Annotated in this window: 27 protein-coding genes; 10 read left to right on the forward strand and 17 right to left on the reverse strand. The window is 72.0% G+C overall.

Annotated elements, in window-relative coordinates; genetic code table 11:
* Window positions 1-25: 25 nt before the first annotated feature.
* Window positions 26-664, reverse strand: coding sequence for a response regulator (locus IE308_RS01585; protein WP_110635321.1), 639 nt, complete (start codon window positions 662-664; stop codon window positions 26-28).
* Window positions 661-1,881, reverse strand: coding sequence for a sensor histidine kinase (locus IE308_RS01590; protein WP_190216258.1), 1,221 nt, complete (start codon window positions 1,879-1,881; stop codon window positions 661-663). Before IE308_RS01590 ends, IE308_RS01585 begins: the two co-directional genes overlap by 4 nt.
* A gap of 172 nt (window positions 1,882-2,053) precedes the next feature.
* Between IE308_RS01590 and IE308_RS01595 the strand changes: the two genes are divergently transcribed.
* Together IE308_RS01595 and IE308_RS01600 are read left to right on the forward strand one after the other, a co-directional pair.
* Complete coding sequence (locus IE308_RS01595; RefSeq protein WP_190216259.1) at window positions 2,054-3,142, forward strand: ABC transporter permease; 1,089 nt, start codon at window positions 2,054-2,056, stop codon at window positions 3,140-3,142.
* Window positions 3,139-3,852: an ABC transporter ATP-binding protein gene (locus tag IE308_RS01600; RefSeq protein WP_190216260.1), complete on the forward strand. Its 714-nt coding sequence runs from the start codon at window positions 3,139-3,141 to the stop codon at window positions 3,850-3,852. The genes IE308_RS01595 and IE308_RS01600 overlap by 4 nt, the downstream gene beginning before the upstream one ends.
* Here the strand turns inward: IE308_RS01600 and IE308_RS01605 are convergent.
* The gene (locus IE308_RS01605; RefSeq protein WP_190216261.1) at window positions 3,834-4,436 is read right to left on the reverse strand and encodes a dihydrofolate reductase family protein; all 603 of its coding nucleotides are present in this window, start codon (window positions 4,434-4,436) and stop codon (window positions 3,834-3,836) included. The two genes, IE308_RS01600 and IE308_RS01605, sit on opposite strands and share 19 nt — an antisense overlap.
* Window positions 4,433-5,332: a metalloregulator ArsR/SmtB family transcription factor gene (locus tag IE308_RS01610; RefSeq protein ID WP_190216262.1), complete on the reverse strand. Its 900-nt coding sequence runs from the start codon at window positions 5,330-5,332 to the stop codon at window positions 4,433-4,435. Before IE308_RS01610 ends, IE308_RS01605 begins: the two co-directional genes overlap by 4 nt.
* A 184-nt stretch (window positions 5,333-5,516) precedes the next feature.
* Between IE308_RS01610 and IE308_RS01615 the strand changes: the two genes are divergently transcribed.
* Entirely contained in the window at window positions 5,517-5,864 is a 348-nt protein-coding gene (locus tag IE308_RS01615; RefSeq protein ID WP_190216263.1) for a VOC family protein, read from the forward strand.
* A 63-nt stretch (window positions 5,865-5,927) separates the two neighbouring features.
* On the opposite strand, the gene IE308_RS01620 is transcribed toward IE308_RS01615, so the two are convergent.
* A complete protein-coding gene (locus IE308_RS01620; RefSeq protein ID WP_229908652.1) occupies window positions 5,928-6,335 on the reverse strand; it encodes a hypothetical protein in 408 nt (135 codons plus the stop codon).
* A 53-nt stretch (window positions 6,336-6,388) separates the two neighbouring features.
* Here IE308_RS01620 and IE308_RS01625 point away from each other — a divergent pair, with 53 nt between their 5' ends.
* Together IE308_RS01625 and IE308_RS01630 are read left to right on the forward strand one after the other, a co-directional pair.
* Window positions 6,389-7,327 (forward strand): RNA polymerase subunit sigma-70, encoded by a 939-nt coding sequence (locus IE308_RS01625; RefSeq protein ID WP_229908653.1) that lies wholly within the window; start codon window positions 6,389-6,391, stop codon window positions 7,325-7,327.
* Between the two features lie 57 nt (window positions 7,328-7,384).
* Window positions 7,385-7,948: a dihydrofolate reductase family protein gene (locus IE308_RS01630; protein WP_190216265.1), complete on the forward strand. Its 564-nt coding sequence runs from the start codon at window positions 7,385-7,387 to the stop codon at window positions 7,946-7,948.
* 108 nt (window positions 7,949-8,056) lie between these two features.
* Here the strand turns inward: IE308_RS01630 and IE308_RS01635 are convergent, their stop codons facing one another.
* From IE308_RS01635 to IE308_RS01645, 3 genes are all read right to left on the reverse strand, one after another.
* Entirely contained in the window at window positions 8,057-8,278 is a 222-nt protein-coding gene (locus IE308_RS01635) for a helix-turn-helix domain-containing protein (protein ID WP_190216266.1), read from the reverse strand.
* The gene (locus tag IE308_RS01640; RefSeq protein WP_190216267.1) at window positions 8,278-8,769 is read right to left on the reverse strand and encodes a DUF2975 domain-containing protein; all 492 of its coding nucleotides are present in this window, start codon (window positions 8,767-8,769) and stop codon (window positions 8,278-8,280) included. The genes IE308_RS01635 and IE308_RS01640 overlap by 1 nt, the downstream gene beginning before the upstream one ends.
* Before the next feature lie 80 nt (window positions 8,770-8,849).
* Entirely contained in the window at window positions 8,850-11,231 is a 2,382-nt protein-coding gene (locus tag IE308_RS01645) for an Orn/Lys/Arg family decarboxylase (protein ID WP_190216268.1), read from the reverse strand.
* Window positions 11,232-11,456: 225 nt separating this feature from the next.
* On the opposite strand from IE308_RS01645, the gene IE308_RS01650 reads away from it, so the two are divergent.
* The 4 genes from IE308_RS01650 to IE308_RS01665 all read left to right on the forward strand — a co-directional run bounded on the left by IE308_RS01650 (window position 11,457) and on the right by IE308_RS01665 (window position 14,135).
* Window positions 11,457-12,278: a bestrophin-like domain gene (locus IE308_RS01650; RefSeq protein ID WP_190216269.1), complete on the forward strand. Its 822-nt coding sequence runs from the start codon at window positions 11,457-11,459 to the stop codon at window positions 12,276-12,278.
* Between the two features lie 127 nt (window positions 12,279-12,405).
* The gene (locus IE308_RS01655) at window positions 12,406-13,011 is read left to right on the forward strand and encodes a dihydrofolate reductase family protein (protein ID WP_190216270.1); all 606 of its coding nucleotides are present in this window, start codon (window positions 12,406-12,408) and stop codon (window positions 13,009-13,011) included.
* A gap of 98 nt (window positions 13,012-13,109) precedes the next feature.
* Window positions 13,110-13,550, forward strand: coding sequence for a VOC family protein (locus IE308_RS01660; protein WP_190216271.1), 441 nt, complete (start codon window positions 13,110-13,112; stop codon window positions 13,548-13,550).
* 93 nt (window positions 13,551-13,643) lie between these two features.
* Entirely contained in the window at window positions 13,644-14,135 is a 492-nt protein-coding gene (locus tag IE308_RS01665; RefSeq protein ID WP_190216272.1) for a GNAT family N-acetyltransferase, read from the forward strand.
* 24 nt (window positions 14,136-14,159) lie between these two features.
* Here IE308_RS01665 and IE308_RS01670 read toward each other — a convergent pair whose 3' ends face one another.
* The 3 genes from IE308_RS01670 to IE308_RS01680 form a co-directional block, all read right to left on the reverse strand.
* Complete coding sequence (locus IE308_RS01670; protein ID WP_190216273.1) at window positions 14,160-14,564, reverse strand: hypothetical protein; 405 nt, start codon at window positions 14,562-14,564, stop codon at window positions 14,160-14,162.
* A 157-nt stretch (window positions 14,565-14,721) separates the two neighbouring features.
* Window positions 14,722-15,267, reverse strand: a complete 546-nt coding sequence (locus IE308_RS01675; protein ID WP_190216274.1) for an AAA family ATPase — start codon at window positions 15,265-15,267, stop codon at window positions 14,722-14,724.
* Window positions 15,268-15,332: 65 nt separating this feature from the next.
* A complete protein-coding gene (locus tag IE308_RS01680; protein ID WP_190216275.1) occupies window positions 15,333-15,725 on the reverse strand; it encodes an Imm7 family immunity protein in 393 nt (130 codons plus the stop codon).
* A gap of 208 nt (window positions 15,726-15,933) precedes the next feature.
* On the opposite strand from IE308_RS01680, the gene IE308_RS01685 reads away from it, so the two are divergent.
* Window positions 15,934-16,161 (forward strand): hypothetical protein, encoded by a 228-nt coding sequence (locus IE308_RS01685; protein WP_190216276.1) that lies wholly within the window; start codon window positions 15,934-15,936, stop codon window positions 16,159-16,161.
* Between the two features lie 48 nt (window positions 16,162-16,209).
* On the opposite strand, the gene IE308_RS01690 is transcribed toward IE308_RS01685, so the two are convergent.
* From IE308_RS01690 to IE308_RS01715, 6 genes are all read right to left on the reverse strand, one after another.
* Window positions 16,210-17,010 carry a GNAT family N-acetyltransferase gene (locus IE308_RS01690; protein WP_190216277.1) on the reverse strand — a complete coding sequence of 267 codons (801 nt, stop codon included), beginning with the start codon at window positions 17,008-17,010 and terminating at the stop codon, window positions 16,210-16,212.
* 104 nt (window positions 17,011-17,114) lie between these two features.
* Window positions 17,115-17,531, reverse strand: a complete 417-nt coding sequence (locus tag IE308_RS01695; RefSeq protein WP_110635249.1) for a lasso peptide biosynthesis B2 protein — start codon at window positions 17,529-17,531, stop codon at window positions 17,115-17,117.
* Window positions 17,532-17,679: 148 nt separating this feature from the next.
* Entirely contained in the window at window positions 17,680-17,937 is a 258-nt protein-coding gene (locus tag IE308_RS01700; protein WP_190216278.1) for a lasso peptide biosynthesis PqqD family chaperone, read from the reverse strand.
* Complete coding sequence (locus tag IE308_RS01705; protein ID WP_190216279.1) at window positions 17,934-19,805, reverse strand: asparagine synthase-related protein; 1,872 nt, start codon at window positions 19,803-19,805, stop codon at window positions 17,934-17,936. The genes IE308_RS01700 and IE308_RS01705 overlap by 4 nt, the downstream gene beginning before the upstream one ends.
* A gap of 136 nt (window positions 19,806-19,941) precedes the next feature.
* Entirely contained in the window at window positions 19,942-20,049 is a 108-nt protein-coding gene (locus IE308_RS01710) for a keywimysin-related RiPP (RefSeq protein WP_110635242.1), read from the reverse strand.
* Between the two features lie 500 nt (window positions 20,050-20,549).
* Entirely contained in the window at window positions 20,550-21,701 is a 1,152-nt protein-coding gene (locus tag IE308_RS01715; RefSeq protein ID WP_190216280.1) for a DUF6215 domain-containing protein, read from the reverse strand.
* Between the last annotated feature and the right edge of the window lie 96 nt (window positions 21,702-21,797).

The following is a 21,797-nucleotide window of genomic DNA, read 5'->3' on the forward strand; positions in this document are numbered from 1 at the left end:
GGACCCCGGGGCGCCGCCCGGCGGGTCAGCGGCGGATGAGGCCCAGGCCGGTGGCGGCGGCGACCGCGGCGGTGCGGGAGTCGACGTCGAGCTTGGCGTAGATGCGGGCCAGGTGGGACTTGACCGTGCCCTCGGTCACGTGGAGCCGGTCGCCGATCGCCTGGTTGGACAGGCCCTCGGCGACCAGCGCGAGGACTTCTGTCTCCCGCCGGGTCAGGGCCGTGCCCGGGGTGCGCAGCCGGTTCATCAGCCGGTCGGCGACGCTGGGGGCCAGCGTGGTGCGTCCGGCGGCCGCGGTGCGCACGGCGGCGGCGAGGTCCTCCGGCGGGGCGTCCTTGAGGAGGTAGCCCGTGGCGCCCGCCTCGATGGCGGGCAGCGTGTCGGCGTCGGAGTCGTAGGTCGTGACGATCAGGACCCGTGGCGCCCCGGGCCTGGCGGTGATCCGGGCGGTGGCCGCCGCGCCGCCCATGCCCCGGCCGAACTGCAGGTCCATCAGGACGACGTCGATGTCTCCCTCGGCGGCACGGGCGACGGCCTCCTCGGCGGTGGCCGCTTCGGCCATGACGACGAGCCCGGGTTCGGTCTCCAGTACGGCGCGCAGGCCCGCCCGGACGACGGGGTGGTCGTCGGCCAGGAGCAGGCGGATGGGGGTGGCGTCGGTCATGAGTGGGCCTCGGGCTGGGTCAGGTCCGGCGGGGTGAGGGGCAGACGGGCGGCCAGGGCGGTGCCGTGGCCGGGTGCGGAGGTGAGGGTGAGGGTGCCGCCGAGGGCCTGGGCGCGGGCGCGCATGGCGGCCAGTCCGAACCCGCCGGCCTGCGGGTCGGGGGCGGGAAGCCGGGCGGGGTCAAAGCCGCGTCCGTCGTCGGTGATGTCGAGGGCGACCTCGTCACCGAGGTACCTGAGGGTGACGTCGGCGGTGGTGGCCTCGGCGTGGCGGACGGTGTTGGCCAGGGCGGACTGGGCGATCCGCAGCAGTGCGACCTCGTGCGCGGTGGCGAGCGGGGCGGGGTCGCCGGTGCGGTGGAAGCGTGCGGTGAGCCGGTGCCGGGCGGACGTGGTGGCGCACAGCCGGTCCAGGGCGCCGGCCAGGGTGGTGCCGTCGAGCGTGGGCGGGGTGAGGGCGGCCACGAAGCGGCGGGCCTCGGCGAGGTTGTCGACGGCGGCCTGCCGGGCCTGTTCGACGTGGCGGGCCGCCGTCTGCGGTGCCTGGGGCAGTGCCCGTTCTGCGGCACGCAGCAGCAGCTGGATGCTGGACAGGCCCTGGGCGAGGGTGTCGTGGATCTCGCGTGCCAGGCGGTCGCGCTCGGCGAGCACGCCGGCCGTGTGCTGGGCGGCGGCCAGGTCGGCGCGGGTGGCGGTGAGCTCCTCGATCAGTCTGCGGCGCTGTTCGCTCTCCCGGTACAGGGCCTCGTACCCCCACACCACGGCAACTGCGACGGCGGCGCCCAGCGCCGGTCCGATCGCCATGGCGGGGCTGAAGGAGTGCTGGTGGGCGGCGAATCCGACGACGGCCGCGGCGGCGGTGGCGGCCACGGCGGCCGGCCCGGCGCGGCGGGGCAGCAGGTGCAGCTGGAGGAAGTACAGCGGAAAGGCCACCCACACGGCGTCGGGCGACAGCGCCAGCAGAACGAGCCAGCACCCGCCTACGGCGGCCAGCCACAGCGCGGCGGCCCGCCGTGAACGGCGTACGCGCGGCAGGGTGGGCCCGGCCGCGTACACCACGCCGCACACGGCCGACACAGCGACGATCAGGGCGGCATGGGGCCGGTCGTCGGCCACCGCCCGGCCGGCGGCCAGGGCGAGCAGGCCGATGACCAGCAGGTGCAGGCACCAGGTCAGGGCGCGGGTGGCCGGGGTCGGGGCGGGGGCGGTGGTGTTCACAGTGCGTCCCAGGTTACGGAGGCGGGCGCCGTGAGGCCTCTGTCGAAAGTTGGAACCCGCATGCGGTCTTTCGGCACGCCAAGTGCGGTCCTGCGCCAGACGCGCGCGACGGGGCGCGGCGGCGACGGTGGAGGCGTACCGCTTCCCCCGCTGGAAAGGACTGGCCGGAGCCGTGTTCGTCGCCTGGAGAGATCTCAGGTTCGCCAAGGGGCGCTTCGCCCTGATGGGGACCGTCATCACGCTGATCACCCTGTTGGTCGGGCTGCTGTCCGGGCTGACGGCAGGACTGGGGCAGCAGAACATCTCCGCGATCACGTCCCTGCGCGCCGACAAGATCGCCTTCCAGGCGCCCGGCGGCGCGCAGGGCCTGTCGTACGCCAACTCCACCGTCACGGAACACCAGTGGCGGCGGTGGTCCATGGCACGCGGCGTCGCGAGCGCCGAGCCGCTGGGGATCACCACCACCAAGGCCGGCGCGGGAGACACGAGCACCGGGGTGACCGTGTTCGGCATCGAGCCGGGATCCCGCCTCACTGCTCACAGCGACATGATCAGCAGCGGTGCCGTCGTGGTGTCCGTCTCGGCTGCCGACGACCTCGGCGTGCGGGCGGGCGGCTTCCTGACGCTGGCCGGCCGGCGGGTCGAGGTGGCCGCCGTCCAGGGTGACGCCCACTTCAGCCACACACCGGTGATCTGGGCCGGTCTGGACGACTGGCAGAAGATCGCGCCGCCCGACGGCAGCGGCGGGGGCCGCAGGGCCACGGTCATCGCCCTGCGCACCACGCCCGAGGCCGATACGGCGGCCATCGACCGGCAGCTCGGCACGGAAACCGTCTCCGTCGAGGACTCGCTGGCCGCGATCGGCTCCTACACCTCCGAGAACGGCTCCCTGCAGCTGATGCGCGGCTTCCTGTTCGTCATCTCCGCGCTCGTCATCGGGGCCTTCTTCACCGTCTGGACGATTCAGCGGAGCGGCGATGTCGCGGTGCTCAAGGCGCTCGGCGCCTCCACCGCGGGCCTCCTGAAGGACGCCCTCGGCCAGGCCGTCGTCCTGCTCGTCGGCGGCATCGGGGGCGGCACGGCCATCACCGTCGCCGTCGGCGCACTCGTCTCCGGCAGCACCGTGCCCTTCCTCCTCACCCCCCTCACCGTCCTGGTCCCGGCCGCCGTGATGACCCTCCTCGGCGTCCTCGGGGCCGCGCTGTCCGTCCGCCGCATCACCTCCGTCGACCCGCTGACCGCCCTGGGGAGCGTCCGATGAGCCTGGACCTGACCGGCATCACCCTCACCTACCCCGACGGCGACACCCGCCTGACCGCCCTCGACGCAGTCAGCCTTCACGTCCCCAAGGGCAGCGTGACCGCCGTACTCGGCCCCTCCGGCTCCGGCAAGTCCAGCCTCCTGGCGGTCGCCGCCACCCTGATCACCCCCGACGCCGGCACCGTCACCATCGACGGCCGGTCCACCGCCGGACTGACCCGCGGCGAACTGGCCGAGCTGCGCCGCCGGAAGATCGGCATCGTCTTCCAGCAGCCCAACCTGCTGCCGTCCCTCACCGCCGCCGAACAATTGCAGGTCATGGCACGGATCGACGGCCGCGCCTCCCGCACCGCCCGCACCTGGGCCATGGAGCTCCTGGACGCGGTCGGCCTGGCCGACCAGGCGGCGAGGCGGCCGCATCAGCTCTCGGGCGGCCAGCGCCAGCGCGTCAACATCGCCCGGGCACTGATGAACGACCCGACGGTCCTGCTGGTCGACGAGCCCACCAGCGCCCTCGACCACGAACGGGGCGCCGCCGTCATCGAGTTGCTCACCCGCCTCACCCACCAGCGGGCGACGGCCACGGTTCTGGTCACCCACGATCGGACCCACCTCGCCTCGGCGGACCAGATCGCGGAGGTGTACGACGGGCGCCTCCGGTTGACGGGGCAGGGGATTCTCGATGAGGAGGCTCAGCGGACTCGCTCGTAGACGAGGGCCAGCGTGCCGTGCTCGCCTGCGGTCTGGCTGACGAGGGCCCACCGGGATGCCGACAGGCCGTCGTCGAAGAGGCGCGGGCCGCCGCCGAGGAAGACCGGGAAGACCGTGAGGGCGAGCCGGTCGACCTTGTCCGCCGCGAGCAGGGCCTTGATGACGCTCGCGCTGGACAGGACGAGGATGTCGCCGCCGTCGCCGGCCTTGAGGTCGTCGACCACCTCGGCGGCCGGCTTGCTGACGATCCTCGTCCTCTCCCACGGCGCGTCGGCGAGGGTGGAGGACAGCACGACCTTCTCGGTGTCGACGAGCCACTTCGCGAAGCCCTCGTCACGCGGGTCGGCGCCCTCGGCCCCGATGACGGTGGGCCAGAAGCCCAGGAAGCCCTCGGCGTTGATCCGGCCGAGCAGAGCCGTCGACGCCTGCTGCCACAGGCTTGTCAGATGGTCGCGGGCGACGTCGGTCACGGCGTACGGCATCACCCACCGCATGTCCAGGGGGTTGTCCGGTGCGGCGTAGTGGCCGTCGAGGGAGAGGGCGATGTTGGTGACGACTCGGCGGCCGTCGGTCTGCTGGGTCACGGCGTGCTCCTGGTGGTGTCGGTGTGGTCGGTGTCGGTGTCGGTATCGCTTTGGGCGGTGTCGGTGTCGTCGGTGCTGTGCGTGCCGTCGGCGAGGACCGCCGCGAGCCTGTCGAGGCTCTGGCCGAAACCGATCTCGATACCGGCGATGAAGTCCGCGGATTCCACGGTGCTGTCGGTGATGAGCCAGTGGACATCGAGGTCCGTTCCCGTCTCCGTGGGACGCAGGCTCATGTCGACGTGGGCGGTGAAGGCGGGGCGGCCGTCGGGAAGCAGCGGGGAGAGGCGGTATGCGAGGTGCTCGCCGGGGCGAACCTCCTCGACGGCCCCTTCCGCGCGCCCGACGACGATCTCGGAGTCGTCCGCGTCTTCGGCATCGCGGTACTCCTGGACGATCCGTCCGCCCCGTCGGGGCTCGAAGACCAGCTCGGAGACACGGAGGCCGTCAGGTGTCCACCAGTCGGCGAGCGGACCGGCTTCGGTCAGATGGCGCCAGACCGTTTCCGGGCGCCCGGTCAGCGCCCGGTGGAATCGGAACGAGCGGCCGTCGGCCCACCCCGCTGCCGTCGCCGCGAGCCGCTCCGCGTTCATGGTGAGCCCGTAGCGGTCGTACGTCGTGCCCGGGCCGCCCACCTGCTCCGCGGCGTCGGCGAGCCGGCCGAGTGCGGCCGCCAGCTCTCGCAGCGGGCCGGGCCGCAGTGCGTAGACGCGGCGCCGGCCGGTGCGCTGGGACGTCACCACGCCGGCGCGTTCGAGGGTCTGCAGGTGCTTGGTCGTCTGCGGCTGGCGTGCCGCGGCGAGCTGGGCGAGGACCCCGACCGAGCGAGGCTGCTCGGCCAGCAGGCCGACGAGCTTCCAGCGGGCCGGGTCGGCCAGGGCGGCGAGGAGTGCGTCCATGCGGAAAGTATTCTCCCTGACGAATATTCGCGTCAAGGAATATGACGTACCTCTGTCTGTCGGAGGTAGGTGCGAACGCTGCCGTGTCGTAGTAATCCTGGGGAGACGGAGGCACCTTCCTACTGAGGCACCTTCTACCGAGCACCTTCCTTCCCAGGCACCTTCGTACTTCTTGGAGCAGCCGATGGCCGTTCGCCGTGTCGTGCCCAACATCCGGTCCGAGGCCGCGCAGGAGAGCCGGGAGTTCTATGGCCTGCTGGGCTTCGAGGAGGTCATGAACCTCGGCTGGATCATGACGCTCGCGTCCCCGTCCAGCCCGGCCTCGCAGGTCAGCGTGATGACCGGCGACAAGACCGCACCGGTCGTCCCCGACATGAGTGTCGAGGTGGACGACGTGGACTCGGCCTATGCGGCCATGCGTGCGAGCGGCGCGGAGATCGTTCACCCCTTGCAGGACGAGGAGTGGGGCGTACGGCGGTTCTTCGTCCGCGACCCCAGCGGACGGGTGGTCAACGTACTGAGCCACCGCTGACGGCCGCCCGACGCGCGGGATTCACCAAGTCGGGGTGGGTGGGCATCGAGGGCGCCATCGGCCTCAGCCGGATGTCCACGCCGAGAGGTCCGCGACACCTCGCCGAACAGCCTCTTCCGGCATCCGGGCGAGCTTGCCGCAGGCCGCCGCGATGTCCTGCCGGTGCCCCGGTTCCACGACCGCGTCGCGGACCCCCGTCTGCAACCAGTCGGCCTGGTTGTCGTCGGCTTCGGAAATCGCCAGGGCGATGAGCCGTACGGCGGCCACCGTACCCACCCGGGTCAAGGCCTCTGCCGTCTGCCGGGTCACTGCCGTGTCCTCGGCGTCCAGGAGCAGCCCCAGCAGCGCTTCCGCAGCCTCAGGAACCTCCGCGAAGCGAGCGAGGTCCTGTCCGGCACGCACGCGGTGCGTCCACGAAGAGGACGTCGCCTCAGCCAAGGCCGCTTCCCACCCACTCCTCATCTCCTGCATGCCAAGACGGTCTCATGTCCCGGGTCGTGAGCCCCGTGCAGCATGATGGGCGGGTGGACTTCGAGTCGTACCGGGGTGAGTTGACGGCGTTCTGCTACCGCATGCTGGGTTCGGTGCACGAGGCCGAGGATCTGGTGCAGGAGACGCTGCTGCGTGCCTGGAAGGCCCGTGACCGGTACGACCCGGCGCGCGCGTCGGTACGGACGTGGCTGTACAGGATCGCGACCAATGTGTGCCTGACCGCGCTGGAGGGACGTGGGCGGCGTCCGCTGCCGTCCGGGCTGGGGGCACCGAGCGACAGTCCCGAGGCGCCGTTGACGCCGGCGCTCGACGTGCCCTGGCTGGAGCCGTTCCCGGACGCGCGGTTCGATGTGGATGCCCGGGCCGACCTGCGGCTCGCGTGGGTGGCGGCGGTGCAGGTCCTGCCGGCGCGGCAGCGGGCGGTGCTGGTGCTGCGCGAGGTGCTGGCGTTCTCCGCCGCCGAGGTCGCCGCGCAGCTGGGGACCACGGTCGCGGCGGTCAACAGCGCGTTGCAGCGCGCCCGTGCTGCCCTGGCCGACGTGCGCGATGCCGGTGCGGTCGTCGAGCCGAACGATCCGGAGGTGCGGGCGGTCGTCCAGCGGTACGTGCGGGCGTTCGAGGCGGCGGACGTGCCCGCGCTGGTGCGGCTGCTGGCAGACGACGCGGTGCTGGAGATGCCTCCGGTGCCGCTGTGGTACCGGGGCAGCGGGGACTACGGCCGGTTCCTGGAGCGGGTGTTCCGGATGCGTGGCGCGGGCTGGGGCATGCGGGAGGTCACCGCCAACGGGCAGCCCGCGCTCGCCGCGTACGCGCCGGCGCCCGGCGGCGGGTACCGGCGGCACAGTCTGCAGCTCTTCACCGTCGCCGCCGGCCGCATCACGCGCAACGTGGTGTTCGCCGATCCGCGCGTCCTCGACGCCTTCGAGCTGCCGGGCGAGATTCCCGCGGGCGGTTTCCGCCGGGAGCGATGAGTCAGGGCGGTGCGGCCGGTAGGTACCGGTGAGCACCGAACCGAAGGGAATCCCATCGTGAGCGTCATCGTCATCGAGTTCGTCACCCTGGACGGGATCGTGTCCGACCCGGACGGGTCCGCCGGTACGCCGCTGGGCGGCTGGGCGTTCCAGTACGGCCCGGAGGCGGTCGCCGGAGACAAGTTCCGGCTCGGCCGCACGCTGGACGAGGGGGTACTGCTGCTCGGGCGTGCCACCTGGCAGCTGTTCTCCCGGCTCTGGCCGGGCCGCGACGACCCGTTCGCCACGCGGATGAACGCCGTCCCGAAGCTGGTCGCCTCCCACACCCTGACCCCCACCGACCTGTCGGCGTGGTCCAACTCCCAGCTGCTCGACGGTGATCTGGTCGACACCGTCAAGCGCGAGCGTCGGGACGTGGTCGTCACCGGCAGCCTGAGCGTCGTTGACCGGCTGAGGGCGGCGGACCTGGTCGACGAATACCGGCTGCTGACCTTCCCCACGGTCCTCGGCACCGGCCGACGACTCTTCCCGGCCGACGGCCCCCGAGCGGAGCTGGAGTGCGTGGGCGCGGAGCGGGTGGGCGCCGCGGTCCTCACCCGGCACCGGAGGGCGACCCGGTGACCGCCCTCCAAGGCGACGGGGCCCGTCCCGCCGCGGTACCTCGCAGACCTGGGGTTGACAGGGTGCCCATCGCCCGCTCGCCCGGTCAGGACAGGCGGGAAGGGTGCCTCATTCGACCGGGGCTACCTCGGGCTCCCAGCGCAGCAGGTCGCCCGGCTGGCATTCGAGCACTTCGCAGAGCGCGGCGAGCGTCGAGAAGCGTACGGCCTTGGCGCGGCCGTTCTTGAGGACGGCCAGGTTGGCGGGCGTGATCCCCACGCGGTCCGCGAGTTCGCCCACTGACATCTTGCGTCGCGCCAGCATCACGTCGATGTCGACGGCGATCGGCATCAGATCACCTGGTCCAGCTCGGCCTGCATCCGCGAGGCTTCGACGTCACGTGCGACGGCCTGGGCGAGCAGCATCCGCAGTACGAGCACGATGAGCGCGACGCCCAGAATGGCCAGGCCGATCCCGGCCATGATGACGGTGACGCCGGGGTCGTCCCGCTGGCCCGGTGCGTTGACGGCCGTGACCGTGAACCACAGCAGGGCGGCCGCCACGATGGCGCCGATCACGCCGTCCACGTAGCGGAAGGCGGCGTGGGAGAACACGGTTCCGCGCCGCACCATCGTCACCAGCCGCCCCACACAGACCAGGGCGACCTGGACCGCCACCATGCCGAGGACAGTGATCACCCGGAACGCGGTCAGCGGCAGCGTCCCGTCCTCCGGGTCGCTCCCGCTGACCAGCGTCCAGACCATCAGGCCCTGCACGAACAGGGTGCCGACGAGCACCACCCCGAGGACGGCGCGCAGCGCACGCACGGTCAGCTTTCCCATGACCAGCCCTTCCATCGAATCCCAACAGGAATCTATCGAGATTCGATAGGAGGATCAATCGTCGGCACGCCGTCCGAAGGTTAGGGCGTTTCGTCGCTGTCGCTGTCCTCCTGTTGTGGGAGTACGCACTCGATGAGGTAGTCGCCGGTGGTCGGGTCGAGGGTGACGCCGTGGGTCTCGCTGTGGAAGCCGGGGAAGGCGCGGTCGAAGGCTTCCAGTGCGGTCAGGTAGCGCAGGAGCGGGCCGTCGGCGGTGCCGATGGCCTCGCCGGGCATCAGGACGGGGATGCCGGGCGGGGTGACGGTGACCATCGCGGCGGCGACCCGGCCGGCCGCCTCGGCCAGGGTCACGCGTTCCGTCCCGCCGCGGATCAGGCGCTGGTAGCAGTGCTGCGGGGGTGCGACGGGCTCGGGGAGTTCGCGGAAGGCGGTGTCGAGGGCGTCGATCAGGTCGGCCTCGGTGAGGTGTTCGTGCATGTCCTGGCACAACTGCTTGAGGGTGAGGCCGGTGTAGCGGTGCGGGTGTGCGTGCACGAGGCCGGGCAGGACCTGGTCGAGCGGGGTGTCGTCGTCGTAGAGGGCCTTGAAGTCCATCAGGGCGTCCATGAGGGTGCCCCACTTGCCCTTGGTGATGCCCATGGAGAAGAGGATCAGGGTGCTGTAGCTGTCGGTCTTCTCCACGACGATGCCGCGGCCGGCGAGGTAGGCGGTCAGGACGCGCGCCGGGATGCCCCACGGTGCGGTCTCTCCGGCGGCCGTGACGCCGGGGCAGGTGAGGGTCACCTTGACCGGGTCCAGCATGCAGTAGCCCTCGGTCAGTCCCTCGAAGCCGTGCCAGCCGGCGCCGGGCTCCAGGTGCCAGCAGCGCGGCTCCTCCGCGAGCAGGGAGGGCGGCGCGTCGAGGAAGTCGATACGCTCTCCGGTGGCGGGATCGGTGACCGTGTCGGGCTGCCACACGCCGAAGAACCAGCCGGGCCGGTCACCGGCGCCGGCGATGCGGCGGCCGGTGCGTACGACGGCCCTGCGGAAGCGGATGGCTTCGGTGATGGCCTCGTCGAGCAGCGCCCGGCCCTGGGGGCCGTCCATCATGGCGGTGGCGATGTCCAGCGAGGCGATCGCCGGGTACAGCGGCGAGGTGGTGCCGTGCATCATGAACGCCTCGTTGAACCGCTCGTGCGCGACGGGAGCGCGTGGTGAGGGCTTGATGTGCACCATCGCGGTCTGGGACAGCGCGGCCAGCAGTTTGTGGGTGGACTGGGTGGCGAACACCGTCGGCCTCGCCGGGTCGTCGAACGTGTCGGGTCCGACGGCCATGCCGTACCGGCCCTGGTAGAGGGGATGGAAGCGGGCGTAGGCGAACCATGCCTCGTCGAAGTGCAGGCGCGGCGTGCTGGGCGCCAGCGTCCGTGCCACCTGGACCGTGTCGTAGCACAGGCCGTCGTACGTCGAGTTGGTGACAACCGCGTACTGCGCCTCGGGCGTGAGGGCACCGGCCGCCAGCGGGTGGCCGGCGATCCGCGCCCGCACCGCGTCTCCGTCGGTGCGGGCGGGCGGCAGCGGGCCGGCAAGGCCGTACCCGTTGCGCGTCGGGACCAGGTAGACGGGGCGAGCGCCGGAGATCACCAGGCCGTGCAGCACGGACTTGTGGCAGTTGCGGTCCACCAGGGCGATCTCGTCGCGCATCACGCTGAAGTGGCCGACCATGCGGTCCGCGGTGGAGTCGCCGTGGAGCACGAAGTACGTGCGCTCGGCGCCGAAGACGCGGGCGGCGTTGCGTTCGGCCTCACCGATGGGGCCGTTGTGCTCGAACAGCGAGCCCAGTTCCCCGACGGAGATCGACAGGTCCGTGCGGAACAGGCGCTCACCGTAGTAGTCGAAGAACGCCCGTCCCGCCGCCGACTTCAGGAACGCGACGCCACCGGCGTGCGCGGGGGTGTGCCACGAGTACTGGTGGGCGTCGTCGAAGCGGCGCAGTGCCTTGAAGAACGGCGGCAGTACGCCGTCCTGGTACTGGCGCGCGGCGCCCGCCACCCGTCCGGCGATGAAGGCGGCGGTGTCCTCCAGCGGCCAGACGTACCCGCACACCACCTCGGCCACCCACAGCGGCAGTTGCTCGAAGTCACCGTCCGTGTCCGAGCCCGTCCCGCCGGTCTCCGTGTCCTGCGGCATCAGCAGGAACACGGGCAGGTCGGTGAAACGCCGCCCGATCGCCGACAGGACCTCGGCCCCGCCGCCTTCCGCGCCGGCGGGGCCCGGCCGCGGGTTCAGGTCCCAGGCCACCAGGGCCCCGGCGAGCCCCGCCTCGGTGCGCAGCACGGCCTGCGCGTCGCGCGCGTCGGCCGCCCACCGCACATGGAGGCCGCGCTCCTCCAACTCCTTCGCGATTCTCCTCAGTTGCTCCGCGACAGCCCCGCCGCCCGCGTTCGTCTCCCGCGCCGCCATCAGAATCGTTCCGGTGCTCATGACCTGCCTCCCCACTCCCGGTCACGGATGTGTGCCGAGCGGCTAACTGGCCGAGGCAGGCGGTGACACCGGCTGCCGGACGGGATTCACCCGATGGGGTAGAGCTCGGGGGTCCTCCCCCACCCGCGACGGGAGGTGAATCCGGGACGGACACGGGTGGCCCGGTGTTGACCGCCGCGTGCGCCCGCCCTCGGGGTGCGTGGACGGTCCCTAGACTCCCCGCACATGTCGCTCTGGCTGCTCAACCACTTCAGCACGTTCACCCTGGCCCTGGTCACCGTCGGCGGGACGGTCGTCCTGGCCGTCGTCGGCAGCGTGCTGCTGCGTCGCCGGTACCCGTCCCTGGCCGGGGGCGAGCACAACGACATGGTGGGGGTGACCCTGGGGATGTTCGGCGCGATCTACGGGATCATCCTCGCGTTCGTCATCGTCACCCTGTGGACGCAGCTGGACAGCACGCAGACCGTCGTCGCGTCCGAGGCCACCGACGTCGCGCTGATCTCCCGGGACGCCGCCGCGTTCCCGCCGCCCGTCCGCGCCCGCGTCGACGACGCGCTCGGCGGCTACCTCCACGCGGTCGTGGAAGTCCAGTGGCCCCGCATGCGCGCGGGACAGCCCAGCTACGGGGCCACCGCCGACAGACTGCAGGGCGTCTTCGACACGCTCCAGGCGTACGAGCCGAAGACCGCGCGCGAGGAGGTCTTCTACGAGCAGGCCGTCGAACGTCTCAACGACGTCACCGGGCAGCGCCGGGCCCGCCTGACCATGGCCGAGCAGGAGCTTCCCCCGCTGCTGCAGATCCTCGCCTTCGGCGGCGCGCTCGTCCTCATCCCGCTCACCTTCCTGTACGGCATGCGCCGCCTGCGCATCCAGCTTCTCTTCGTCGCGTCCGTGGCCGCGCTCGTCGGCTTCAGCCTGCTGCTGGTGTTCGTCCTGGACCGGCCCTTCGCCGGCGACCTCAGCGTGAGTCCGGCTCCCTACCAGCAGGGGGCGCTCGCGCGGTACTGGCACGGTGACCTGCCCGCGGCGGCTGCCGGCGATAGGTGACTCCGTCGGCGCGGAGGCCGGCAGTGGGCCGTGGCTCGCGGCTCGCGGCTCGCGGCTCGCGGCTCGTGGGTCGACCGATGAGTTCGGGCCGCCGGTCCCGTCTACCTCTCGACGAAAGGAGCGCACCATGCGCAAGATCATCGTTTGCACGTTCCTGACCCTGGACGGCGTCATGCAGGCCCCGGGCGGCCCGGACGAGGACACCGGGAGCGGCTTCGAGCACGGGGGCTGGCAGAAGCCGGTGTCCGACGACGAGGTCGGCGCGGCCATCGCCGGCTGGTACGACGTCTCCGACGCGATGCTGCTCGGCCGCAAGACGTACGAGATCTTCGCGTCGTACTGGCCGACCGCCGATCCGGCCAACCCGTTCACCGAGCGGATGAACAGCATGCAGAAGTACGTGGCGTCACGGACCCTGACGTCCCTGGAGTGGCAGAACTCCACGCTGCTGGAAGGCGATGTCACCGAGGCCGTACGCGCGCTGAAGGAGTCCGAGGGCGGCAACATCAACGTCGTGGGCAGCGGTGACCTGGCCCAGACCCTGATGCGCGACGGCCTCGTCGACGAGTATCGCCTGACCATCCACCCGGTGATCATCGGCTCCGGCAAGCGGCTCTTCGCCGACGGGGCGATCCCCACGGCCCTGGAGCCGGTCAGCGTCACGGCGACGAAGGGCGGCACCGTCGTCGGCGTCTACCGGCCGAGCGGCAAGCCCGGCTACGACAGCTACTAGAACGCCACGCACGCCTGCGAATGTCGAGAACGGGCCGCCGGCACCGTCCCCGGTATGCCGGTGGCCTCAGAGGCCGTGCAACAGAGAGGGAGAACTTCATGGCGCTTCAGCGGATGGACAACGTCGGCATCGTCGTCGAGGACCTGGAGGCCGCCGTCGCCTTCTTCACCGAACTGGGCATGGAGGTCGAAGGCAAGGCGCAGATCGAGGGCCTCTTCGCGGACCAGGCGGTCGGGCTCGACGGAGTGCGCAGCGACATCGCGATGATGCGGACCCCGGACGGCCACGGCAAGCTGGAGCTGGCGCAGTACCACTCCCCCGCGGCGCTCGGCGGCGGAGCGGACAACCCGCCGCCGAACACGCTGGGCCTGCACCGGGTCATGTTCGCCGTCGACGACATCGACGACACCATCGCCCGTCTGCGCCGCCATGGGGCCGAACTCATCGGCGAGGTGGCGCAGTACGAGGACTTCTACCGCCTGTGCTACCTCCGGGGCCCCTCGGGCATCCTCCTCGCCCTAGCCGAACAGATCAGCTGACGCTCTACCCTGGTCTCGCCCACCGTTGTGGCCGGCCGCCTCACCACCTTGAGGCCGGGTGGAGAGGACGTTCCCGGCGGGTAGGGTCGGGCAATGCCCGAGTTGGAGCCACTGCACGCCGATCACGCCCCCGCGGTCCTCGCGTTCGAGCTGGCGAACCGCGCCTACTTCGCGGCCTCGGTCCCCGACCGTGGCGACGACTTCTTCGACCGGTTCTCCGAGCGGTTCAACGCCTTGCTGGCCGAGCAGGAGGCCGGCATCTGTGCCTTCCATGTGCTCCTCGGTGAGGACGGCGCGGTGCTGGGCAGGTTCAACCTGGTCGACATCGAAGACGGCGCTGCGGACGTCGGTTACCGGGTCGCACAACACGTCTCCGGTCGCGGCGTGGCGACCGCGAACGTCCGTGAGCTGTGCCGGCTGGCGGCGGTCCGGCACGGGCTGCACACACTGCGCGCGGCCGTTGCCCTGCAGAATGCCGCGTCCCGGAAGGTCCTGCTCAAGTCCGGATTCGTCCCCGTCGGCCCGGCCGACCCGGCCCACCTCAGCGGCAAGCCGGGCACCTGGTATCAGAGGCAACTTGCCTGAAGGACACGCCCCCTGCCCGTCCCCTCAGGCCGCGTCGAGGGCATCGGTGATCTTGCGGATCATGTCGGTGACGGCGGGGCTCGGGGTGTCCTTGGTGGGCCGGGTGGCGGTTTCCAGGGCGATCAGGACGGTGCTGCGGAAGTCGGCGGCCCGGTCCTCGTCCTGCTTCTTCAGCAGCGTCATCGTCGAGGTCAGGGCCGGCAGGACCTCGTCGGCCATGGCGGCCGTGGTCTTTCCCTTCAGGACCACCTTGGACTTCTCGGCGAGGACGTGCCCGATCGGGCCGGTCGCGGAGGCCAGTGCGATGCTGCCCTGGGTGGCGATCCGGTGCGGGGAGTCGGCGGCGCCGGCGGCGGCGAGCAGGGAGACGGCGCCGTAGGCGGCGGTGCGCAGGGTCTGCTTGTCCTGGTCGGTGAGGGTGAGGGACATGGTCGGTGCTCCTTGGGTCCGTTGCGTTCGGTGCCTTCGTTGTGGACCGGAGCTTGCGCCCGCCGGGTTTCACCGCGGCCTCATCTCGGTTTCAGAGGCCCGCCTGACCGCGTCCTCCGGGCCGGGGGCCGCGCGGGCATCGGCGGCCGGTGCCTGGTCAGCGGTCCACTGCGGGCAGGTGGGCCAGGCCGGTGTCGAGCATGATGTGGTCGATCGTCTCGTGCAGGGCGCTGTCGGCGCCGATGACGGTCTCCACCCCACCGGGGAGCAGATCGCGCGGGCGGTACCAGTCGCGCAGTTGCCTCGCGTCGACGTCGTCGGCGATCGGCTTGGTCGCGTGCCGGGCGAGGGTTTCGTCGAACGGCACGTCCAGGTAGTAGCCGTGGGTCGGGCCGCGGTGGTCGGCGCGCAGCCGGGCGAGCATGTCGCCGTAGCGGTCGGCGTACAGGATGCCTTCGACCACGACGTGGAAGCCGGCGTCCAGCGCGTAGCGGGCGGTCAGCTCGATCAGGCCGATGTTCGCCGCGCCGGGCCGGTCGCGCTCGCGCAGCACGATGCGGCGGAGGTTGTCCTGGGCGACGAGGGCGATGCCGCGGCCGAACCTCTCGCGGAGGCCTGCCGCGACGGACGACTTCCCCGAGGCACTGTTGCCGCGCAGCACGATCAACCGGGTTTCCTTGGTGCCCACCTTCACGGCGGTCACGTTAGCGGCTGCCGGTGACAGCGACTGGAGCGGAGCGGGCAGTGGTACCGACCGCCCGTGATGTCTCACCCCAGGAAGGGATCTTCCACCGTCGGGATGTACGGGGACAGCAGCGGCTCTGTGTGCTGGGTGACTCTGCCTCGAGCGAGCCTGAGGACACGCACGTCGTTCCCGTGACCCGGTTCCTCGTCATCGTGAACATGGAGGAGCCCGTAGGAGCCGGGCGCGACCGCGGCCACATGCTCGAACAGCTGGATGACGTCCGGCAACCGGTGATTGGAGAAGCCGCCGAGGTGGACGAACGGTTCGCCGTTCATCCACCTGAGGTCGAGCAGGTACGGGCTGTCCATCCGCGCGATGTGCAGGCGGAGTTCGTCGACGATCTGCTGCAGCCGGGGCTCATCGTCGTCATCGGCCGCGGTCTCCCTGACGGTGATCCACCCGTGGTACTCGAACATCCGGCGATCGTACTCAGGGCAGCAGCACCGTCCCCACCGTCAGGACCGCGGCATGATCTGCACGCCGGCACGTCACCGGCCCTGTGCCTCCCGCTCACTCCCCCCGTGGGGCTGCAGGCAGGTCCTGGGGCGCGCTGTCGGGCTCGAGCATCCGTGCGCCGGGCACGCTCTCTCCTGCGGACGGCCGGGTCGGCACACGGTCGGATGTATGGCGGATACACAGGTGTGGGAGTGCGTGGGCCGCGGTGACGGCGCTCGGTGTCCGTACGGGGCGGTGCTGACGATCGACGCGGGGGTCGTGGAGTACCGATGCGACGACTGCCGCCACTACTGGGAGCTGGACGAGACCGAGCCGGAGCGGCGGGCGACAGCCGAGGACGGACTGACCCTGCCGGTGGGCGACCCGCGAGAGGCCGGTCCCGGAGCAGCCGCGTAGGGCAGGGGGCCACGTGCATTCAAGAACTGTCCGAGGCCTTCCGTCCCGTCAGTCCCTCAGCCCGTAGAACCCGATCCGCGAGTTCGGCCGGAAGCCGATGCGGGGGTACACGGGAGCCCCGGCGACCGTCGCGTGCAGGGTGGCCCGGGTCAGCCCCGTGGCCTGTGCGCCTTCGTGCAGCGCCTTGCGGGTGACGGCCTCGCCGTAACCCCTGCGCTGCCACTGCGGGTCCGTGGCGACGAGTGCGACGAACAGGCGGCCGTCCGCCGGGATCGCTCCGGCGCACGCCACGGGCTCGCCGTCCCGCAGGGCCAGGTAGGCGTGGACCTCCTCCTTCCACAGAGCGGATCCGACCAGTCCATCGCGGCCTGCCTCCAGCGGGAAACCGTAGCCGCGCGAGTTGAGGTCGGCGTAGGCGCGCACCTGCTCGTCGGTGGTCACGCGCACGAACGTCAGGTCCGGGTGTACGGGGTCCGCGAGCGGGAGCAGGTCGCCGGCCATGCCCGTCCCGGGGAAGGCGTACTGCAGGCCCGCCTGCTCGGCCGCGGTCTCGAGCGTGGCGCGGGCGTCCTCGTCGAGCAGGTCCTCGAACACCCACAGGAAGCCCGGCTGCCGCTTGGAGCGCATGATCTCCGCCGCCTTGGCCAGACGCTCGCCGAGGAGCCGCGCGTCGGCGCCCACGTCGGTGAGGGTGAGGGCGTTCCAGAAGGCGAACCGGCAGTCGGCCCAGCGGACGGCGATGCCGGGCAGGTCCCGCACATCGGCGTCCGCGTCCCGGTCGAGCACCATGGACCGCCAGACCAGGGCCAGTTGCTCCATCGATTCGACCGACTCGGCGAGATCGCTCATCGTGACTCCATGACTTCGTGGCGTCCACACGACGCGCTGTCGTGACGGGTGGCTGGAGCCACGATCTTTCACGCCGGACCGGATCACCGAGACCATTTCCGGTCTCAGTCCACCGTGATGAACCTCTGGAAGTACTCCGCGGGTGCGCCCTCCCCGACCAGCACCCCTTCCGCCTCCACCCACGCGTGCGCGGCGAACGGCGGCTGGGTGCGCACCCCGACGCACCAGGTCGGCCACTGGCCGCGCAGCCGGCACAGCAGCACGGTGGCCAGTGACCGGGGCAGGCAGCCCTGCTGGCCGCCGGCGGCCAGGCTGACGGCGAGGACCGTCTCGCGGGCGCGGGCCGCCTCGGCGGCTGTCGCGGGCCTGGCTCCCCGACGCAGCCGGAGCAGCACCGCACGGATGCGGGTCGGCGGCTGGCGGGCGAGCAGATGGGCGCAGCCGACGGCCAGCCGGGTCACCAGCCGCGGGCCGAGGGGCACCGAGCGGGGGTCGTGCGGGACGACTTGCGAGGTGGACACTGCGGCAATCCCTCCGGTACGGAGAAAAGGTGCGGACAGAGAGGGCGGGGTTACGGACGTGACACGACGCGGCGACCGGCCGGCGTCCGCTGGCCCGGTCGGCCGGTCGGCCGCCGGTCAGCCGGTCGCCCGGTCAGCCGGTCGCCCCTTACGACGCCAGAAGCCTGGCGGCCCGCAGCTCCTCCAGGATGCGGGTGATGTCCTCCTCCACCTGCTCGCTGCTCACGGCGTACCGGCCGGTGAGTTCGGCCACCGTCTCCTCGCTGCTCGAACCGGCGAGCAGGGTCCGCACGATCAGCGCCGCGGTGGGATTGAGGGTGAAGTACTCGCCGCTGTTCTGGTCGAGCAGGGCCATGCCGTACTCGGTGTCGGCCGTCACCACGCCGGGGCGCAGGCGCATCGTCATGTCGGGGTACCTCCTGTGTCGGTTCGCGTCGGCCGCGGCGGGCCGTGGTGTCGTTCGCGTGCGCGCAGCCAGACCTCGCAGCCGACGGTCGGGTGCAGCAGCGCGCTCTCCAGGTCGGCGGCGAGCGGGCGGAGGCACCAGTCGCGCAGGGGCGCCACGTCGACGAGGCCCAGCTCGCGCAGCCGGGAGTCCTCCCAGAGGGCGAGGAGTGCGGAGCGGTGGCGGCGCAGGCCGGTCTCCTCCTCGAAGGCGGCGTGCGCCTTGGTGGTGCGGGTGCGGCCGGCCTCGGGGACGACACCCCGCATGGCCTCCTCGATCAGCGGTTTGTACCGCCAGGGCGTGATGCGGTCCTGGGGGCGTACGGCGAAGGCGGCCTCGACGAGGAGATCGTCGTAGTAGGGCGCGGCGAACGTGACGCCGAGCGGTTCGGACATCTGCTGGACGTGGCGGGCGAAGCGGGCCAGGGTCCGCAGCGTGGCGATCTCGCGGTGGCCGCCGTGGCCCGGGGCGAGCGGCCGTACGTCCTCGGCCTGTTCGTGGATGAGGTCCCGTACCGCCTCGACGGCCCGGGCGGTGGCCCACGGGGGCAGCCGGGGCGGGGTGCCCCAGGTGAACAGGGGGACGGACATGGGGGGTTGGGGGTACGTGAGGTCGCGGGCGACCTCGGCCAGCCAGGAGCCGTACGGGCGGCGGTCGAGGAGCTGGGCCAGGGCCGTGCGGCGGGACCAGCGGTGCCGGGAGGTGAAGCCGCGGGCCAGTCGCCAGGCCGTACGGGGGTGGCGGGGCAGCAGTCCGTGGACGTGTGCACTGGCGCCGCTGAACAGTTCGTCGCCGCCCATGCCGCTCAGGTGCAGCGGGGAGCCGCGTTCGGCGGCCCGCTCGACGATGTACATGCGCCGGTGGCGGTTGACCGCGTAGAGCGACGGGATGTCGAGGTCGTCGTCGAGCGCGTCGACGCGGTCGAAGGTCAGGGGCACGGCCGGGGCGGGTACGACGTGGTGCTCCACCCCGTCCAGCTCCGCCACCGTGCGGCGGGCGTAGGTGACGTCGTCGCCGAGGACGTCGTGGACGGCGGCGGTGTAGGCGACGGTCTTGGCCCCGGCGCGGGCGGCGGTGGCGACCACCGCGGTGGAGTCGACGCCGCCGAGGTCGGCGCTGATCAGTTCCCGTCCGGTGACGCGTACGGCGACCGCGTCGGCGAGCCGTTCGCGGACCAGCCGGGCCCCTTCCGCGAGCGGCAGTTCGGCGGAGGGCGGGCTCCAGCAGTGTTCTGTGCGCAGCCGCCCGTCGCGGTCGAGGAGGACGCGCCGGTCGCCGGGGACGACGTCGACGCCGTGCCAGACCGTCTGCGTGGTCAGCGGGTGCAGGATCCCGGGGCTCAGCAGGTGCACGGCCAGGCGTCCCTCGTCCAGGTCCGCGCCCGTCAGGTCGGCCAGGACGTCGGCGCGGTCGGACACGAGGTGGGCGCCGTGGGCGCCGGGGACCCGGGCGGTGAAGAGGCTGCGGACGCCGGTGACGGTGCCGTGGACCAGGGTCCTGCCGTCGAGGGCGGCGATCAGGTGGTGGCTCCCGGGCCAGGTCCGCGCGACGGCGTCGGCGGCGCGGGGTGATCCGGCGCGAGCGGCGCGGTCGGCCTGCTCCTGCGTCACGGCGTGCTGCCCGAGCACCGCCAGCCGGGCAGGTCCGTGTGCCGCGGTCCGCGCGGCGTGGTCGGGCCAGCGGCCGATCAGCCAGGGCCGGCCGGAGGGGTGCGGGATCCGCCGGGTCCCCGGGGCACCGGCTCGCGCGGCGAGGTCCGCGACGGCGTCGGTGTCCGGGAAGACGACGAACCAGCTGGCCTCGGGCGGATGCGACGCCCCGGTCGCCATGGGCGGGTCCTTCCGGTCGGGGTGCGGTCGGTGGTGTGCACCATGGGCGTGGGCGGTACCGGCGGTACCGCCCACGCTCCCACCCCGCCCAGTGATTACATGTACATGACAATCACGGGGCGGGGCGGAGAAGAGGTCAGAGCAGGCTGTGGCCGCCCAGCAGGTCGGGGCTGCCGGTGCCGGCCAGGCCCGTGACCTTCTGGAAGTCGCCGACCTTCGTGAGCGTGGGACGCTCGTAAGCCATCGTCGTATCCCTTCGTCGATTGAACGCTTCTGAGAGGAACCCGCTGCAGCGGAAGGCGGGTCGCCCCGCCCGGTTCCCGCGCCGGCCCGCCGCTCCGAGTGGACGGGGCGCCGGCGCGGTTCACCAAGCTAGGAGCCGCCTCCCCGCCTCACAACGGGGTCCGTCGGCCATCCGGGCCGTAGCGGCGCATCGCCCCACCGGCCTCGTACGCCTCACCGCTCACACTTTTCCGACGACGAGTCATGCTTCCCGTGCGCGGGGGTACTCACCATGCCCTCCCCGCAGCCACACGACGTGTTTCGGCCCCGTCCACCGCGAGCCGGACCGGCGGACTTCCCGCGGAACACCGCCGTCAGCTCGTACGACGCGGCACCGGCAGGCCGCCTCGGCGACAAGGGTCGGCCAAACGGCGCCCGGCTGGCCGGGAGTTCCTCCTTGCCGGACCGGGCCGTCGCACGCGGGGGAAGACCCCGCCCGCCTGGACCTCGCGGCCCGCCGGGTCAGCGCGCGGGCCGGTCGGGGATCGCGGGGAGGACCTTCTCCGCGATCTTGAGGAGCGCGCTGTCGTCCGGCAGCAGGCCGGACTGGCTCCACACGGTGATGTCGTAGTAGCCGCCCCCGTCCCCCCTGTCGAGGGCCACGGTCAGCGTCCTGGCCAGGGGGCCCTGCTCGACCGGGCCGCCCGACGCGCTGCCGCCGAGATCGATGCTGATCTTCATGGTGTGGTCCGAGGAGAGCACCGCGGGTCTGCGGTCGAGGACCTTGAGCGTCCTGACGTCCTGCTCGCTGCCGTACTTCATCAGCTTCACGTACTGGGCGACCGAGAGGTGGTTGTACGTCGCCGTGACGTTCACCGTGTACGTGTCGAACGTGACCTCGGCTTCGGGCTGGGCCACTTTCCCGTCGGTCAGCGGGGCGGTGTTGTTGGTGGCGCTCGCCGCGGTCGCCTTCTCCGTCGGCGTGCCGAGGAGCTGGGCCAGAGCGGGGCTGTTGAGCAGCTTGCACAGTTCGTCCCCGGTCACCGCCCTCGGCGTGTCCCTGAACGCCTTCGGCAACTCCTCCTTGCCCGCCTCGGGGCACGAGACGGACCGCGGGGTGGTGTCCTCGGACGGCAACAGCCGCGGGCCCGCCCACAGGACGCCCGCGATCAGCGCGAACACGCCTATGGCCGCTGCCGCCTGGCCCCATGCGTTGGGTTCCTTCTCGGCGGCGGGCTTCTGGGTGGAGGCAGGCGCCGGAGCCTCCACCGGTACGTGCGTCTGGACAGGACCCTGCTGCTGTACGGCGGTCCCCTGCTGGACCGCGGGCTGCGGCTGGGCGGCGACCGCCGGGGCCGCGGCCTGCACCGGGACCGGGGCCTGCGCCGAGGTCGACGCCTGCGCCGGCGCCTGGATGGGGGCGGCGGCATCCGTCGCCAGAGCCCCCTGCGCGACGGCCGCCGCGCCCGCCCCGCGCCGAGCGCGCCACGCCCGGACCACGCCGTGCACACGGACCGCCGTGAACACGAGGAACACCGCGCCGATGGCGGCGGGCGTCCAGTCCTGATCGCGGACGGCGAGATACATGATGCGCACGCCGAAAACGGATCCGACCACGATCAGAAGCGGCTCACGCACCCAGAAGGGCAGGAGCCGGACGAGGAAACCGAGCATCCGGTGATCTCACCAGGTGCGGGGGCTCGTACGCCGTGGTGGAAGCCACAGTTCCGCCGCCAATATGATCAACAGCGATCGAGGAGTGCGACTGAG

The organism is Streptomyces griseosporeus (assembly GCF_014656055.1).
GTDB classification, from domain to species: Bacteria; Actinomycetota; Actinomycetes; order Streptomycetales; family Streptomycetaceae; genus Streptomyces; species Streptomyces griseosporeus.

What these genes read in the sequence shown, in the direction of transcription:
- IE308_RS01585 (WP_110635321.1), bottom strand. Translation starts at nt 664, where the DNA reads ATGACCGACGCCACCCCCATCCGCCTGCTCCTGGCCGACGACCACCCC.
- IE308_RS01600 (WP_190216260.1), top strand. Translation starts at nt 3,139, where the DNA reads ATGAGCCTGGACCTGACCGGCATCACCCTCACCTACCCCGACGGCGAC.
- IE308_RS01610 (WP_190216262.1), bottom strand. Translation starts at nt 5,332, where the DNA reads ATGGACGCACTCCTCGCCGCCCTGGCCGACCCGGCCCGCTGGAAGCTC.
- IE308_RS01615 (WP_190216263.1), top strand. Translation starts at nt 5,517, where the DNA reads ATGGCCGTTCGCCGTGTCGTGCCCAACATCCGGTCCGAGGCCGCGCAG.
- IE308_RS01620 (WP_229908652.1), bottom strand. Translation starts at nt 6,335, where the DNA reads ATGCAGGAGATGAGGAGTGGGTGGGAAGCGGCCTTGGCTGAGGCGACG.
- IE308_RS01635 (WP_190216266.1), bottom strand. Translation starts at nt 8,278, where the DNA reads ATGCCGATCGCCGTCGACATCGACGTGATGCTGGCGCGACGCAAGATG.
- IE308_RS01640 (WP_190216267.1), bottom strand. Translation starts at nt 8,769, where the DNA reads ATGGGAAAGCTGACCGTGCGTGCGCTGCGCGCCGTCCTCGGGGTGGTG.
- IE308_RS01645 (WP_190216268.1), bottom strand. Translation starts at nt 11,231, where the DNA reads ATGAGCACCGGAACGATTCTGATGGCGGCGCGGGAGACGAACGCGGGC.
- IE308_RS01650 (WP_190216269.1), top strand. Translation starts at nt 11,457, where the DNA reads ATGTCGCTCTGGCTGCTCAACCACTTCAGCACGTTCACCCTGGCCCTG.
- IE308_RS01655 (WP_190216270.1), top strand. Translation starts at nt 12,406, where the DNA reads ATGCGCAAGATCATCGTTTGCACGTTCCTGACCCTGGACGGCGTCATG.
- IE308_RS01660 (WP_190216271.1), top strand. Translation starts at nt 13,110, where the DNA reads ATGGCGCTTCAGCGGATGGACAACGTCGGCATCGTCGTCGAGGACCTG.
- IE308_RS01665 (WP_190216272.1), top strand. Translation starts at nt 13,644, where the DNA reads ATGCCCGAGTTGGAGCCACTGCACGCCGATCACGCCCCCGCGGTCCTC.
- IE308_RS01670 (WP_190216273.1), bottom strand. Translation starts at nt 14,564, where the DNA reads ATGTCCCTCACCCTCACCGACCAGGACAAGCAGACCCTGCGCACCGCC.
- IE308_RS01680 (WP_190216275.1), bottom strand. Translation starts at nt 15,725, where the DNA reads ATGTTCGAGTACCACGGGTGGATCACCGTCAGGGAGACCGCGGCCGAT.
- IE308_RS01685 (WP_190216276.1), top strand. Translation starts at nt 15,934, where the DNA reads ATGGCGGATACACAGGTGTGGGAGTGCGTGGGCCGCGGTGACGGCGCT.
- IE308_RS01690 (WP_190216277.1), bottom strand. Translation starts at nt 17,010, where the DNA reads ATGAGCGATCTCGCCGAGTCGGTCGAATCGATGGAGCAACTGGCCCTG.
- IE308_RS01700 (WP_190216278.1), bottom strand. Translation starts at nt 17,937, where the DNA reads ATGACGATGCGCCTGCGCCCCGGCGTGGTGACGGCCGACACCGAGTAC.
- IE308_RS01705 (WP_190216279.1), bottom strand. Translation starts at nt 19,805, where the DNA reads ATGGCGACCGGGGCGTCGCATCCGCCCGAGGCCAGCTGGTTCGTCGTC.
- IE308_RS01710 (WP_110635242.1), bottom strand. Translation starts at nt 20,049, where the DNA reads ATGGCTTACGAGCGTCCCACGCTCACGAAGGTCGGCGACTTCCAGAAG.
- IE308_RS01715 (WP_190216280.1), bottom strand. Translation starts at nt 21,701, where the DNA reads ATGCTCGGTTTCCTCGTCCGGCTCCTGCCCTTCTGGGTGCGTGAGCCG.